This is a genomic window from Millisia brevis NBRC 105863, assembly GCF_001552615.1.
GTDB lineage: Bacteria > Actinomycetota > Actinomycetes > Mycobacteriales > Mycobacteriaceae > Millisia > Millisia brevis.
On the sequence record NZ_BCRN01000011.1, the window covers coordinates 185,917 to 201,272 of the forward strand.

At 70.6% G+C, this 15,356-nt stretch carries 12 protein-coding genes; 3 read left to right on the forward strand and 9 right to left on the reverse strand.

The window, feature by feature from the left end; all coding sequences use genetic code 11:
* Positions 1–156 precede the first annotated feature (156 nt).
* The 5 genes from MB1_RS16325 to MB1_RS16345 form a co-directional block, all read right to left on the reverse strand.
* Entirely contained in the window at positions 157–1,536 is a 1,380-nt protein-coding gene (locus tag MB1_RS16325; protein WP_066909486.1) for an ABC transporter permease, read from the reverse strand.
* A complete protein-coding gene (locus tag MB1_RS16330) occupies positions 1,533–2,294 on the reverse strand; it encodes an ABC transporter ATP-binding protein (RefSeq protein ID WP_066909489.1) in 762 nt (253 codons plus the stop codon). Before MB1_RS16330 ends, MB1_RS16325 begins: the two co-directional genes overlap by 4 nt.
* Positions 2,295–2,413: 119 nt before the next feature.
* Positions 2,414–3,055 (reverse strand): response regulator, encoded by a 642-nt coding sequence (locus MB1_RS16335; protein WP_066909492.1) that lies wholly within the window; start codon positions 3,053–3,055, stop codon positions 2,414–2,416.
* Positions 3,052–4,227 carry a sensor histidine kinase gene (locus MB1_RS16340; RefSeq protein WP_066909495.1) on the reverse strand — a complete coding sequence of 392 codons (1,176 nt, stop codon included), beginning with the start codon at positions 4,225–4,227 and terminating at the stop codon, positions 3,052–3,054. The genes MB1_RS16335 and MB1_RS16340 overlap by 4 nt, the downstream gene beginning before the upstream one ends.
* 76 nt (positions 4,228–4,303) lie before the next feature.
* Positions 4,304–5,374: an NYN domain-containing protein gene (locus MB1_RS16345; protein WP_066909597.1), complete on the reverse strand. Its 1,071-nt coding sequence runs from the start codon at positions 5,372–5,374 to the stop codon at positions 4,304–4,306.
* Between the two features lie 218 nt (positions 5,375–5,592).
* Between MB1_RS16345 and MB1_RS16350 the strand changes: the two genes are divergently transcribed.
* Together MB1_RS16350 and MB1_RS16355 are read left to right on the forward strand one after the other, a co-directional pair.
* A complete protein-coding gene (locus MB1_RS16350) occupies positions 5,593–5,787 on the forward strand; it encodes a helix-turn-helix domain-containing protein (protein WP_084351975.1) in 195 nt (64 codons plus the stop codon).
* The gene (locus MB1_RS16355) at positions 5,784–6,977 is read left to right on the forward strand and encodes a type II toxin-antitoxin system HipA family toxin (protein WP_066909501.1); all 1,194 of its coding nucleotides are present in this window, start codon (positions 5,784–5,786) and stop codon (positions 6,975–6,977) included. The genes MB1_RS16350 and MB1_RS16355 overlap by 4 nt, the downstream gene beginning before the upstream one ends.
* Positions 6,978–7,020: 43 nt before the next feature.
* Here MB1_RS16355 and MB1_RS16360 read toward each other — a convergent pair whose 3' ends face one another.
* Complete coding sequence (locus tag MB1_RS16360) at positions 7,021–8,478, reverse strand: MFS transporter (protein WP_066909504.1); 1,458 nt, start codon at positions 8,476–8,478, stop codon at positions 7,021–7,023.
* Between the two features lie 98 nt (positions 8,479–8,576).
* Between MB1_RS16360 and MB1_RS26335 the strand changes: the two genes are divergently transcribed.
* Positions 8,577–9,185 (forward strand): TetR/AcrR family transcriptional regulator, encoded by a 609-nt coding sequence (locus MB1_RS26335; RefSeq protein ID WP_066909507.1) that lies wholly within the window; start codon positions 8,577–8,579, stop codon positions 9,183–9,185.
* On the opposite strand, the gene MB1_RS16370 is transcribed toward MB1_RS26335, so the two are convergent.
* The 3 genes from MB1_RS16370 to MB1_RS16380 form a co-directional block, all read right to left on the reverse strand.
* The gene (locus MB1_RS16370; protein ID WP_066909510.1) at positions 9,147–9,902 is read right to left on the reverse strand and encodes a PE-PPE domain-containing protein; all 756 of its coding nucleotides are present in this window, start codon (positions 9,900–9,902) and stop codon (positions 9,147–9,149) included. The two genes, MB1_RS26335 and MB1_RS16370, sit on opposite strands and share 39 nt — an antisense overlap.
* A 121-nt stretch (positions 9,903–10,023) precedes the next feature.
* Positions 10,024–10,446 (reverse strand): pyridoxamine 5'-phosphate oxidase family protein, encoded by a 423-nt coding sequence (locus tag MB1_RS16375; RefSeq protein WP_066909600.1) that lies wholly within the window; start codon positions 10,444–10,446, stop codon positions 10,024–10,026.
* 116 nt (positions 10,447–10,562) lie between these two features.
* A partial coding sequence (locus tag MB1_RS16380) for a non-ribosomal peptide synthetase (RefSeq protein WP_281190141.1) occupies positions 10,563–15,356 on the reverse strand: 4,794 nt, incomplete at its 5' end.

Consider the following 15,356-nt stretch of genomic DNA (forward strand, 5'->3'; position numbering starts at 1 on the left):
CGTGCATCCGGTCGCGGACGACCTTCGACGGGTCCGCCGCATACAGACCCCGAATCTAGCCATCGTATTTGCGGCGGCGAGCGCTACAGTCACCGGGCACCGGGGCCCACCCGAAGGACGGCTCGCACGGGCGTTCGAGAACCGGTCGGTCGACAGTCAGACGGTCGCGAGGGCGTCGACCGGCGACACCCGAACCGCCCGGCGCGCCGGGGGCACCGACGCCACCAGCACCAGGACCGTGGTGGCCACGACGATCACCGCCAGGGTGGCCGGCGGCAGCCCGATCGTCACGCCCTCGACGTTCGATCCCACCAGCGACTGGGTGCCGACGGCGCCGAGCGTGATGCCGAGCATCAGACCCGCACCGACCGCCGCCGCGGACAGGGCGATCGACTCGCGGGTGATCATCGATCGGACCTGCGCCGAGGTGAAGCCCATCGCCCGCAGCATCCCGATCTCGCGGGTGCGGGTGATCACCGTCAACGACATGGTCGACACGAAGCCGACCGCCGCGATCACCGCGGAGATCGCGACCATCGCCAAGAGCACCGCGGTGACGATCGACAGGATCCGGGCGCTCTCACCCGACTGCTGCGCATCGAGCCCGTCCGCACCGGAGATCGCGCCCTGCAGCGAGTACATGCCGGCCGCGATCGTGGTGACCAGGGTGACCCCGATCAGCAGGCCGATCGTCGACCGGGTGGTGCGCGCCGGATCGGCGACCGCGTTGCGGCGGGCGACCAGTCCGGCGGGACCGCGTCCGAGAACCACCCCCACCAGACGAACGGCCGTCGGCACGACGTACCGCGCGCCGGTGAGCACCGCGATCGCCAGCAGCATGCTGCCGAGGAAGGCGAGCACGAAGCCGTCCGACTGCCCCTGCTCCCCGCGTACGCAGGCGGCGACCAGGACGGCCACCGACGCCGCCGCCACCAGGACCGCCGCGACGGCGCGGCCGCGGCCGGGCCGCTCGAACCCGACAGTCGGGCCGACCGCGAGCGATCCGAGCACCGTGCGGGTACCGATCAGCGTCGCGATCACCGCGGCGGCGACCATCGCGATCGCTGCGGCCGGCGCGCCGAGGGGAACGGTGGCGTACGGCAGGTCGGGGATGCGCCCGCCGCGCACCAGCAGGGTGCGCCCGAGCGCGGTCAGCGCGGCGCCGAGGATCATCCCGGCGACGGCACCGATCACCGCGACCGTCCCGACCGCGCGGGCCACCGCGACGCGCAGTTGCCGGGCGGAGGCGCCCACCAACCGCAGCAGCGTCAGCTGCCGGCGGCGACCGGCGATCACCGTGTCGATGCCCGAGGTGATGACGATCGCCGAGACGAACAGCGCGATCGCGATGAAGACCCCGGCGACGATGTCGAGGGCCGACCCGAGCTGTTCGCCTTCGGCTTCGCCGACCCGGGTGAGGATGTCGCTGACCCCGAGGAGGGTGACCGCGTAGGCGGTGCCGAGGCCGACGACAACCGCGACGGTGGACAGCTCCCGCAACGACCCGACGACCAGTCTGCTGTCGGTAGCCCTCATGCGGTCGGCTCCTGCAGCGCGATGATCAGCTCGGAGATGCGCCGCGGATCGAGGCCGCGGTACTCGCCGACGATCCGACCGTCCGCCAGCATCAGCACCCGATCGGCGTAGGAGGCGGCCACCGGGTCGTGGGTCACCATCGCGATGCCCTGTTCGTATTCGCGGGCGGCCAACGTCAACAGCGTCAGCACCTCTCGGGCGGTGCGGGTGTCGAGGGCACCGGTGGGTTCGTCGGCCAGGATGATCGACGGCCGGCCCGCCAGCGCTCGGACGATCGCCACCCGCTGCTGTTGCCCACCGGACAGGTGCGCCGGCAGATGGTGCAGCCGGTCGGTCAGGCCGAGCGTCTCGATCAGGTGCGCGATCCACGCCTCGACCGCGTCGTCCGGGCGAATACCGGCCAGCAGGAACGGCAGTCGAATGTTCTCGTCCGCGGTCAGCGTCGGCACGAGGTTGAACGACTGGAAGACGAAGCCGATGGCGCGGCGCCGCAGGACGGTGCGCGCGGTGTCGTCCATGCCGACGATCGACCGCCCGTCGATGCGGATATCGCCGGCGGAGACCTCGTCGAGTCCGGCGATCACGTTCATCAGCGTCGATTTGCCCGACCCGGACGGCCCCATGATCGCGGTGAATTCGCTGCGTCGCAGGTCCAGGTTCACGTCGCGCAGTGCGTATATCGGTCGGGACTCGTCGCCGTAGATGCGCCGGACCGAGCGCATCTCCACGGCGGTCGCCAGGGTCGTAGTGGTGGTCATGGCCTCGACGGTAGGTCCGTGACCTGCGCGGACACATCGGCCGCGGGATCGAATTCCCGGTCCGTCGCAGGGATGATCCGCATCGTTCGTGCGACGGATCCACCCGGCGGCGGGCCGGCTCAGACCAGGTTGTTCTCGTAGGCGTAGACCACCAACTGGACCCGGTCGCGCACACCGAGCTTGGCCAGGATGCGGGAGACGTGCGTCTTGACCGTCGCCTCCGAAAGGGACTCCGCGCGGGCGATTTCGGCGTTCGACAGGCCGCGTACGGTCTGCAGGAGGATCTCCCGCTCGCGGGCGGTCAACTCGTCGTACTCGGGCCCGGGGGCCGCCGCCCGGGCGCGGAACCGTTCGAACAGTTTGCGGGTCGCCGCGGCGGCGACCACCTGGTTGCCGGCGGCGATCGCGCGGATCGAGGCGAGCAGGAATTCCGGTTGGGCGTCCTTGAGCACAAATCCGCTGGCGCCGGATTCGATGGCCGACGCCGCGGCCTCGTCCGCGTCGAAAGTGGTCAGGACCAATACCTTCGGCGCCCGCTCCCCCAGGGTGCGCACCAGTTCGGCCGTGGCGGTGATCCCGTCGACGCCCGGCATGCGCACGTCCATCAGGATCACGTCGGGACGGGTTGCCGCCACCACGGCGGCCAGGCCGACCGCGGAGTTCTCCTTCGCGACCACCCGCATATCGTCCTGGCTGTCGAGGATCATCGCGATCCCGCCGAGGAAGAGCGGCTGATCGTCCACCAGCGCCACCCGGATCACCGGTCGCCCGCCGTCCCGGCCGGGAGGGTCAGCTCGACGCTCCACTGCGATCCGTCGCCGACGCTGGTGAGCGTGCCGCCCCATTCGGCCGCTCGTTCGCGCATGCCGAGCACCCCGTAGCCGGCGCCCCTGCCGGCGTTGCTAATCGGCGAGACGGTGTTGTCGACGGTCAGGTGCATCCCCTCGGTCCGTTCGAGATGTACCCGCACCGGCAGCCGAAGGTCGCCGTACTTGAGGGCATTGGTGAGCGACTCGGTCAGCACCGCGTACACGACCGCCGACCTGCCGGGATCGATCGCGTCGATATCACCGATCTCCCGGACGTCGAGAGTCATTCCGGCCGCGCGCATTCGATCGAAGAGCCGCCGACGGTCGGAGCGGCCGTCGCCGTCCTCCGCGGGGGTGCGCAGATCGGTCAGCAGGTCACGAACGTCGCCGAGCGCGTCGCGCGCGGTGCCGGCGATCACCTGCAGGGCGTCGCGGGCGGTGTCCGGTCGGGTGTCGAGGGCATAGCGGGCCCCCTCGGCCTGGGCGATCACCACCGCCAGCGAGTGCGCGACCACGTCGTGCATGTCGCGGGCGAGCCGAGTCCGTTCGGCCTGCTCGTCGTAGCGGTCGAGAATGCGGCGGCGTTCGAGGTCGGCGATCGTCGCCGCCACGGTGGCCCGTTCGACCGTGCGCCGTTGGTGGGCGATGAATCCCGTTGCCCACCCGCCGATCACGACGGCCGCTGCAGCGGCGATCGCGACGAAGAGCGGCAGATAGGGCGACAGCCCCGTGCCGTCCGCCGCGGTGATGCCCATACCGTTGCGCAGCACGACGCCGGCGAAGACCACCCCGACGATGCCGACCGCCAGCGAACCCCAGCGCACCCACCGGTTGGAGTGGCCGCCGGCGGTGTGGAAGAGCACCGCATAGGCCAGCGACGGCAGGATGGTGACCTCTCCGGAGACCACCTGGATGATCGCCGAGGCCAACGCCAGGGCCAGCATGAGACTCGGCGCGATCCGCCGCACGGCCAGCGCGATGACCACCATGACCGTCACCACCGCGAACAGTGGCCCCTCCGTCAGGTGCACCGGGATCGCGACCAGGCCGAACAGGCCGGCGACCACCAGGTCACCGGTCACGATCCGGCGGGTCGGCCGCGGCGACGCGAGCGGATCACGCATTCCTTCACCCTGCCACGCGGTCGGCGCGATCGGCGGGAGGGTGGCTCGGCGGGAGGTGGCTCGGCGGGAGCGTGGCTCAGCGACCGCGCAGGCGCAGCCGCAGTTGCCCATCGTCCGGGTCGACGCGGGACTCGACAACCTCGGAGCGCGACTCGACGAAGGCGGTGAAGGTCTTGTAGCCGAGCGGCTTCTCCTTGAAGCCGGCGTCCATGCGCTGCATCTGGCTCTTCACCCCGCCGCCGAAGAGCCACTCGTCCTCGTCGTTGCGGTCCTGGGCGATGCGGATCGCGCGGACCAGCAGATTGGTTGCATCGCGTTGACGCAGTTCCTCCGGCGACGGTTCGGCGGCGACCTTGCGGGCCCGCTTCCGCGTCGGCGGCGGCGTCTCGGCCGCGATCCGGCCGGACGCCACCCCGCGGGAGACCTCGGCCAAGGCCGCGGACGCGGCCTGCGCCTTCTCGTGGGAGGTCCCGCCTTCGGTTACCGCGGCTTCCTGTAGCGCCGCCTCCTGCGCCGCTGCCTCCTGCGCCGCCGCCTCCTGCGCCTCGGCCTGGATCTCGGCGGCCGGGGTGACGCCGGGCAGCGCGTCGTAGGAGCTGAACTCGTCGCAGGCGGCGATCAGGGCCCGACTGGTCGACCCGGCCACCCCGATCCCGACGACGTAGCGGCCCAGCTGTTTGCAGCGCTGGGCGAGCGCGATGTAGTCGGAGTCCCCGGCGACCAGCACCACATGGGTCAGGTCCGAGTACTTGCCGAGGTCTTCCATCGCGTCGACCGACAGCCGGATGTCGGCCCCGTTCTTGGTGCCGCTCACCGGGAACAACTGCGTCAGGTCGACCGCGCGGTCGACCAGTTGGTGGCGATAGGCGGCGTTGGCGGGCACCGACCAGTCCGCGTAGGCGCGGGAGAGCGAGACCCGGCCGAAGGAGGCGGCGTAGTCGAGGATCGCGCCGACGTCGACGCGGGCGGTCGCCAGCCGTACGTCGATCGGGTCGTCGCTGTCCTCGTCGGCGGCGTGCCGCCGCGCGTTGTCGGATCGCCACGCATCGCGGGTGTGGGTGTGCACCTGGTCGTAGCGGGAGATGACGACGTTGTCGAAGTCGATGTAGACCGCGACGTGCGGTTCGGCGACGCTCGGCCCTGTCACACCGGTCACTCTAGCCCGCCCGGCGCGGGGCGCGGCGATGACAAACGATATCCGCGCCGGCCACCGACGGCAGTATCCTGCCGGTTTCTACATCAGGTCCGGATCGCAACCGGCCCGCCCCTGCAATTCGGCACAATTCTGCCGAATCCGGTGGCATCCGGCACGCTCGGCCTCTACCCTGGTCAGATCGGCAGGATGCTGCCGAAATGGAGGTGATTATGACCGCAGCTCTGCTCGGCGCGGCAGTTCGGCGGGCTCGCCGCGATTCCCGGCTGACGCAGGCCGAACTCGCCGATCTGGCGCAGACCTCGGAACGAACGATCCGGGACATCGAAAAGGGCACCGGATCAACCGGTCTCGGCGTCTTTCTGCGCGTCGCGGCCACGGTCGGCGTGGAGATCACCGCCACGTGACCGACGACCTGGAGTCCTTCCGCTTTGTCACCTCCGCCGACGTATACGTGGGCGAGCACAAGGCCGCGGTCCTCGATCGTGGCGAGCGCGGCACCGTGAACTTTGCCTATCTGCCCGACTACCTCGCCCGCGTCGACGCCCGGCCGGTGGCGACCACCCTGCCGCTCGGGGGCGAGCGGATCACGACCTCCGGCGGAGCGCTGCCCGCGTTCTTCACCGGGCTGCTCCCCGAGGGACGTCGCCTGTCCGCTCTCCAACGATCGCTCAAGACCAGCGCCGACGACGAGCTGAGCCTGCTCCTGGCGGTCGGCGAGGACACCCCCGGGGACGTTCGGGTCGTGCGCACCGGCGCACCCGCCGGGAACGCCTCGGCGCTGGTCGACCTCGCCGCCGACGATGTCGACTTCGGGACGATCACCGGAGTCATCGATCGGTACGCGCTTCCGGGCGTGCAGGAGAAGGTCAGCGCCTCTCGCCTCACGCTGCCGGTTCGCAGCGACGCCGGCCACTTCATTCTGAAACTTGCTCCGCTCCAGGATCTGCCGAACATCGTTGCCAATGAAGCAGCGCACCTGCGGGCGGCGGCCGAACTGAGATTGCCGGTGGCCTCCGCCCGCATCGTCGATGATGTCGGCGGTCGTTCCGGACTGCTGGTCCGTCGATTCGATCGACTCCTCGAGGGCGACCGGTGGATTCGGCTGGCGGTGGAGGACGCCACCCAGGTCATGGACCTGCCGCCGGCCGACAAGTACCGACCCGCGGCCGAGCAGGTTGCCGTCGCCCTGGCGGAGCCGTGTCGTGCACCGATGGTGGCGCTGCGCGCGCTGTATCTGCAGTTCGTCTTCGCCTGGCTGGTGGGCAATGGTGATCTGCACGCCAAGAATCTCTCGATCCTGCGCGCACCCAACGGGGTGTGGTCGGTCGCACCGATCTACGACGTCCTGTGCACGCTGCCGTACGGCGACAACTCGATGGCACTGCCCGTCGATGGGGCCACCCGACGTTTGCGCGCCCGCCACTGGCTGGCGTTCGCCGAGACGATCGGCCTGCCGCGCAGGGCTGCGGAGTCGGCACACCGAGTCGCCCTGCGCGCCGCGTCCGGTGTAGATCTCGCCGCACAGGGCTTCGCCGGCTCTCCCCTGCGGGGCGCACAACGCGAACTGCGACTGCGCCGCGCCGAGCTTTCCTGAGCCACCGCCACCGCCACCACCGCGACATCCGTGGCGCCACCGCCTACCGCCGGCGCAGGACCACCGCGGCGACCACGGCGAGCGCGAGGTGCATCAGGCCGCCGACGACCACCGCCGTACCGAAGCCGAGGGTGAAGGCGCGCTGCGCCTCGGCGATCACCGCGTCGTCGCCGGCGAGCCGGACCGTCTCGCTCAGCGTGTCGGCGACACCGGGTCCGGCGAGGCGGAAGATCAGCGCGGCCAGCGACCCGAGGATCGCCAACCCCAGAGCCTGGCCGAGTTCGAAGCTGGTCTCGGAGATCGCCGACGCCGACCCGGCGTTGCGTTCGGGCACCGCGGTGACCGCGATCTCGGACGCGACCGCGAAGACCAGTCCGTAGCCGATACCCGAGACGGCGGTGCCGATCCCGTAGGTCACCAGACCACCGAACGTCGGCGCCGCCGCGAGCACCAACAGGCCGGTGCCCATGAACGCGAAGGCTGCGCTGAGCACCCCACGGGAGCCGACCCGATCGACGAGCGCACCGGAGCCGGTCGACAGCGCAAAGGTAGTGATCGCCGCCGGGATCGCCATCATCCCCGCCGCGACGATGCCCATCCCGAGCACGGTCTGCAGATAGACCGCGCCCAGATAGGTTGCGGCCGAGAAGGAGAAGACCGACGAGCCGGCCGCGACGATCGCCATCGTGAACAGCGGCCGCCGGAACAACTGCACCTGCACCAGCGGCGCCGGCAATCGGAACTGCCGGCTCAAGAAGACCGCCAACAGCGCCACGCCGAGTGCGCCGACGACCATCGCGACCGCGGTGGGCCCGTCGGCGGCGATCGACTTGAGCGCGTAGACCACCATCAGGATGCCCGCGAACGACAGTGCCGCGCTGAGCAGGTCCAGCGGCGCGGACTCCTCGGTGCGCGCCTCGCGCAGCAACAGCGGCGCCAGCACCAGGAAGGCGATCACCACCGGCAGGTTGACCAGGAAGACCGAGCCCCACCAGAAGTGGTCGAGCAGGACCGCGCCGACCAACGGTCCGATCGCGAAGCCGGCGCCGAACCAGGCAGCCCAGATCCCGATGGCGGTCGAGCGCTGTTTGGGGTCGGTGAAGACCGTCCCGATGATCGCGAGCGACGACGGCAGGAGCGTCGATCCGCCGACGCCCATCAACGCGCGGGCCGCGATCAACATCTCCGGGCTCGTCGCGAATGCCGCCGCCAACGAACCGATCCCGAAGACGGCGGCGCCGAGCCACATCAGTCGGCGGCGCCCGTGTCGGTCGCCGAGGTTGCCCATCAGGATCAGCAGGCCGGCGACGAGGAAGGCGTAGATGTCGAGGATCCACAGCTGTTGGGGCGCGGTCGGCGCGAGCGCCTCGCTGATCCGCGGCATCGTCAGGAACAGGATCGAGCCGTCCATCGACACCAGCAGGATCGGACCGGTCAGCAGCCCGAGGGCGATCCAGTCCCGGCGCGTGGCCCGGCCCGAGGACGATGCGACGGCTGTCATGTGGGATCCCTTCGATCGACCACGCGCGCTCGACACGTACGGCGTACGCACCCGCGGAGACGCGTACGCCGTACGCACTCCGTGGGTACACTGTACGCATGATCACCTCGCGGGCAACCGCGCTGTCCGCGGAACAGATCGTCGCCGCGGGCACGAGCCTGGCCGACCGGGAGGGGCTCGCGGCGGTCTCGATGCGCCGGGTCGCCTCCGAACTGGGCGCGGGCGCGATGTCGCTCTATCGGCACGTCGAGGACAAGGACGCGCTGATCCGGTTGATGATCACCGCCGTGATGGACCGGGCGCCCTATCCGCGGCCGATTCCCTCCGACTGGCGCGCGGCGATGACCGTGGCCGCCGAGATCGACTGGGCGGTCTACCGGCGCCACCCGTGGACGATCCCGGTGATCGGCAATCCGCGGTACTACTCGGACGAGCACTGCCTCGAGTGGATGCGCGAAGCGCTGCTGCCGTTGACGTCCGACGTCGACCTCGCGCGCGGGCTCACCCGGACGATCTGGAGCTTCGTGCAGGGGGCGTCGCTGTTCCACATCGATACCCGGCGCGCGCCCGATGCCCGCGACGACGCTGCCCGCGAACGGGACTTCCGGCTCGGACTGGCCGTGTTGTTGGACGGTATGGCCGCTCGCGGCGGCTCGGGTCCCGCCGGCTCAGATGCGCAGGACTCCGCCGGTGGGGTTGTCGAGTAGGTCGACCGCCACGTCGACGAAGGGGCGTCCGTCGACGGTGATGCGCTCGTAGCCGGTGTGCTTGGTCAGGTAGCCGAAGAAGCGATCGGCCAGCAGCGCGGGCGGCGAATCGAGCGGGACCATGTCGCAGACACCGTCCCGGTTGGCGCAGATCGTGGTCACCGGGACATCGCCGAATCCGCCGCGCTCACCGGTGAAGGTCACGCCGAGCCCCTCGATCGCCCCGTGCACCTGCACCTCGAAGCCGGTGTCCGGGGTACGCGGATCCGCCGCAAGCAGACCCTGGATCCGGGGTGAGCCGTGCTCGCCGCGCCCGACCTCGGCCAGGTAGTCCCCGGCGATCGCGGCGCCCTGGGAGAAGCCGATCACCTTGATGACGGTGTCCGGGCAGCGGGCGGTCTGCTCGTCGACCGCGCGGCGCAACTCCCGGATCCCGATCGCCTTGGACTCGTCGTAGGTGTGCGCTCCGATGGGGCGGATCTCCGCCGGGTACTGGATATGTCGCACCTCGACGCCCGGCCGGTCACGGTACCGACTGGTGATCGAATACGCGGAGGAGAACGGCGAGTTCAACGCCAGGGTGCCGTCGACGCCGAGGACCAGTTCGCGTGCGCAGTCGTTCTCCGGGGCCGGCTGGGCCGAGGCCGCGGCCGGCGCGAACACCATCGCGCACATCGCCGCCGTGCCGACCAACGCCCACCGAGCGAACTTTCGCATGCGCCACCCTTCGACCAACCGGTACGTACCGGGCCGAAGTGTAGGCGACACCCGCTCCACCGGATGACGGCGGACCGCGGGGTCGTCCGGCGCTGTACCGGACGACGCCGCGCGGCCGGCTTTACGTCGGGTACCGCTCCGGCTCGGGGCCGAGGGCGAAGCGCCGCGCGGTGATCGACTCGACGGTCACCTCGACGTAGTTGTACTTCAGCGTCCGTACCTGCGGGGTGAGCGGGAGCTTGTCCGCGGCCTCGATATCGCTGGTGGAGACCAGGATTCGGGCCTCACCCTTCGCGATCACGCTCCAGGCGGTATGGCCGTCGACCGAATCGGTCTCGATGGCGACCCGCGGGTTCACCGCTACCTCGACCAGCTTGCTGCCCTCGGCGGTGCGGAAGACGATCCGCCCCTCACCGGCGTAGAAATTGATCGGAAAGATGTCCGGCTCGCCACCGATGGCCAGGGCAAGCCGGCCGAAGTGTGCCGCGGACAGCAGTTCCCATGCCTGCGTTTCGTCGAGCTCAACAACAACGTCGTCGCCCATGACCTCCCCTTCGTCGCGTCGGATGGAGACCTTCTCATCCTTGCACTTCCGCGACACCCGCGCAGGCCGGAGACCGAAGCCGAGAGTGGTATGGGCCACCCTCGGATTCGGTCACCTCAGAATCGCGCGCCGCCGCGGGCGGCGTCGGCCACCAGGGCCTGCAGGGCGGCCGCGTAGCCGTCCGCCCCGAGGGACGCGAGCATCCCCGGCAGCAGGCCGTTGAGCGCCACCGGTACCCGCGCCGCCGGGGCGAGGGCCCCGACCAGCTCCAGACGTTCGTGCAGTTGTCGATAGGTCACGACCCGGCCGTCGTGCTCGATGGCGGTCGCGTCCGGATCGCTCTGGGCGGCGGCGGCCACCAACTGCGGCAGGTCCTCGACCCCGAAGCTCGGAGCGAGCTCCCGCCGTTCGGCCTCGGTCAGCACATCGATATCGCGGACCTCGACCTCCGGGTCGGAGGTGACCCGTTCGAGCACCGAGACGAGGCGCTCGGCGAAGGCGAGCATCGTCGACCGGTCGAACAGATCGGTCGCGTAGCTGATCATCGCCCGCATGCCCTCGCCGGTGCCGGCCGCCGACCCGTCGAAGGCGACCTGCAGATCGGCCTTGGTCTGCTGGATATCGCTGTCGAAGGCGCTGATCTCGAGTCCGGGCAACGCCATGTGCACCTTCGGCGCGTTCTGGAAGGTCAACATCACCTGGTAGAGCGGCGAGTACGCCGACGACCGGGCGTGGCCGAGTTCCTCGACGATCCGCTCGAAGGGGATGTCGGCGTTCGCGAAGGCCCCGAGGTCGACCTCACGGGCGGAGGTCAAGACGTCCGCGAAGGTCGCGGCCGGGTCGATCCGCGTCCGCAACACCAGGGTGTTGACGAACATGCCGATCATGTCGTCGAGGGCTTCCTCGCCGCGACCGGCCACCGGGGTGCCGATGCTGATGTCGTCGGTGCGGCCGAGCGTGCCGAGCACGATCGCCAGCGCCGCGTGCACGACCATGAACACCGTGCTGCCGCGTTCGCGGGCCAGCGTCTCGACCCGCGCCACCAACTCCGCGTCGACGGTGAAGTCGATCGAGTCGCCGCGCATCGACTGCCGCGCGGGACGCGGCCGGTCGGTGGGCAGTTCGAGCAGGTCGGGTGCACCGGCCAACTGGTCGGCCCAGTACCGCAGCTGCGCGGAGACCACGCTGGTCGCGTCGGTCTCCTCGCCGAGGACCTGCCGCTGCCACATCGCGTAGTCGGCGTACTGCGCGGCCGGCGGCGCCCAGCCGGGCAGTTCGCCGTCGAGCCGCGCCGAATAGGCGGTCATCACGTCGCGGACCATCGGTCCGAGCGAGTAGCCGTCACCGGCGATGTGGTGGAGCACCACGACCAGCACGTACTCGGTCGGACTCAGCTCGAACAGCCGCATCCGCAGCGGCACCTGCTCGGTGACGTCGAAGCCCTCGGTCACCAGCGCGATCACCGCCGCGGGCAGGTCGGCCTCGGTCACCTGGTCGAGCGTGAGCGTGGTGTCGACCGCCGCGACCGGCTCGATCAACTGGTACGGGCCGTCCGCGTCCTCCGGGTAACGGGTGCGCAGCACCTCGTGCCGGGCGATCACGTCGCGCACCGCGTCGCGCATCGCCGGCACGTCGAGCAACCCGGACAGCCGGATCGCGACCGGGATGTTGTACGCGGCCGAGCCCGGGTCCACCCGGTTGAGCACCCACATCCGTTGCTGCGCAAGCGACAACGGGATGCGATCGGGCCGCGGTCCGGCGACGAGCGGGATGCGGGCCAGGTCGCCGTCGGCGGCGGACTCGACCCGGCGGGCCAGCGCGGTCACCGTCGGCGCCTCGAAGATCAGCCGCACCGGTACCCGGCTGCCGAGGGCGGCACCGATCCGGGCGACCGCCCGCGTGGCGGCCAGCGAGTTGCCGCCGATGCGGAAGAAGTCGTCACCGGCGCCGACCCGCTCGATACCGAGCACGTCCTCGTAGACCGCGGCGACCAATTGCTCGATCGGCGTGGCCGGGGGTACGAAGTCGCCGGCGGTCAATGCGGGCGCGGGCAGCGCATTGCGATCGACCTTGCCGTTGACGTTCATCGGCAGCACGTCGAGTACGACGATCGCCGAGGGCACCATGTACGACGGCAGCGCCTCGGCCAGGCGCCGTTCGATGTCCTCGACGTCGACGGTCGCCCCCGCGGCGGGGGTGACGTACCCGACCAGGCGGTCACCGGTGCGCTCGTCCTGCCAGAGGGCGGCGGTCGCGGTGGCGACGGTGTCGATCGACCGCAGGGCGTGTTCGATATCGCCGAGCTCGATGCGGAATCCGCGCACCTTGACCTGGAAGTCGACACGGCCGAGGAAGATCAGCTCGCCCCGATCGTTGCGGCGGGCCAGGTCGCCGGTGCGGTAGAGCACCGATCCGGGCGGGCCGAAGGGGTCGGCGACGAACCGTTCCGCGGTCGCGTCCGGGCGTCCGTGGTAGCCGCGGGCGAGCTGGACACCGGCGAGGTAGAGTTCGCCGACCACGCCGACCGGGGCGAGGTGCAGCCGGTCGTCGAGGACCAGGACGCGGGTATTCCATTCCGGTCCGCCGATCGGCACCGTCGAACGCTCGGAGGCGTCGACGCGATGGGCGGTCACCGAGACGGCGGCCTCGGTGGGTCCGTACAGGTTGTACAGCTCCACTCCGGTCCCCAGCGCCCGTTGGGCGGTCGCCGCGGGCAACTCCTCACCGATGGCGAGGATGCGGCGCAGTCCACCGGGCAGGGCGCCGTCGCCCTCGACCAGCAGCGCCTCGAGCATGGTCGGCACCAGGTGCAGGGTGGTGACCCCGCCGTCGACGATCAGCTCGAGCAGGCGGGCCGGGTCGCGATGATCGTCGGGTCCGGCGATCACGATCGTGCCGCCGGCGGTGGTCAACGACCAGAACTCCCAGACCGACAGGTCGAAGGTCGCGGCGGTCTTGAGCAGCGCCGCATCGTCCGGCCCGAGGCCGAACCAGCTGCGCTTCCACTGCAATTGGTTCGCGACGGCGCCGTGGGTGAGCACGACGCCCTTCGGCAGGCCGGTCGAGCCCGAGGTGAAGATGACGTACATCGCCGACGCGGGCCGCAGCTTGCTCGGCAGTTCGGCGGTCGGCGCGCTGCCGCGCAGCGCCTCGATCCGCAGCACCGGGGCATCGGTCGGCGGGGCGGTGCCCAGCCGGTCGGCCGAGTCGGCGTCGGTGAGGATCGCCATCGGCTGCGCGGCGCCGAGGATCGCGGCGACGCGCTCGGCAGGCTGCGTCGGGTCGACCGGAACGTAGACCGCACCGGCCCGCGAGATCGCGTACATGCCGATCACCAGGTCGATCGACCGGCGCATCGCCAGGGCGATCCGCTGCTCCGGTCGGGCGCCGGCGGCGACCAGTCCCCGCGCGACGTCCTCGACGTCGTCGATCATCTCGCGATAGGTCAGGGCGCGGTCGGCGGTGCGCAGGGCGATCGCGTCCGGGTGGAGCGCTGCCTGCTCGAGCACCAGACCGATCGGCAATGCGCGACCGTCGATGGCGCTGCGGCCGTCCGGTCCGATCGGCGCCGAGGCGGACGACCACTCGTCGAGCAGCACCTGCCGCTCGCCGACCCCGAGCAGATCGACGTCACCGATCGGTGTCGTCGGTCGGTCGAGAACCTCACCGAGCAACTGCTGGAAGCGATCCGCGAACGACTGCGCGGTGATCGGATCGAACAGGTCCTGCGCATAGGTGAAGGTGATGTCGATGCCGTCCGGCACACCGTCGACGTACCGATCGGTGCCGATCAGGTGCAGGTCGAACTGCGAGAGGTTCGCATCGACCTCGAAGGTGGAGACCTCCAGACCCGGCAACTCGACGCTCGCCTGCTGCTGGTTCTGCAGCGTGTAGCCGACCTGGAAGATCGGATGACGGGCGGTCGAGCGCACCGGATCGATGGCCTCGACCAACTGCTCGAAGGGCACCGCGGCGTGGTCGAAGGCGGCCAGGTCGACCTCGCGAGCCAGGTCGAGGACCCGCTCGAAGGGCATCGCCGGATCGAGTTCGGTGCGCAGCGCCAGGGTGTTGACGAACATGCCGACGACGTCCTCGAGGGCGCGTTCGCCGCGTCCGGCGATCGGCGAACCGATCACCACGTCGCCGGTGCCGGTCAGGCGGGCGAGCAGGGTCGCGTACACCGCGTGCACCGCCATGAACAGCGTCGCGGAGTGTCCGCGCGCCAACGCCGCCAGCCGGGCGTGCGTGTCCGCGTCGACGCGGGTGTGCACCCGACCGCCGCGGAAGGACTGCACCGCCGGCCGCGGACGGTCCGCGGGCAGCTCGATCTGGTCGGGAGCCCCCGCCAAACGCTGCTTCCAGTAAGCGATTTGGGCCGCGGCGGTCGACTGCGGGTTGTCCGGCGAGCCGAGCACGTCGCGCTGCCAGAGCGCGTAGTCGGCGTACTGGACTTCGAGCGCCGGCTGATCGGGTTCGATCCCTGCGGCCCGGGCGCTGTAGGCCAGCACCAGGTCGCGGGCGAGCGGCGCCAGCGAGGAGCCGTCGGCGCTGATGTGGTGCATGACCACGCCGAGGATGTGAGTCCGCGCGTCGCCGGTCTCCGAGATCACCCGCAGCAACCGGGCCCGGATCGGCACCTCGGTCGTCACGTCGAATCGGGTGGTCGCCAACTCCAGCAATGCCTCCGGCAGCTGGGCCTCGTTGACCTTCTCGACCGGCAGTTCGACCCGCGCCTGCTCGGGGGCCAGGATCTTCTGCACCGCACCGTCGTCGAACTCGGGGTAGATCGTGCGCAGCGTCTCGTGGCGGGCGATCACGTCCGCCAGCGCCTGCTCGAGCGCGGTGACATCGAGGTCGCCGGTCAGGCGCAGAGCCATCGGAATGTTGTATGCGGTCGACTCGGTATCGAA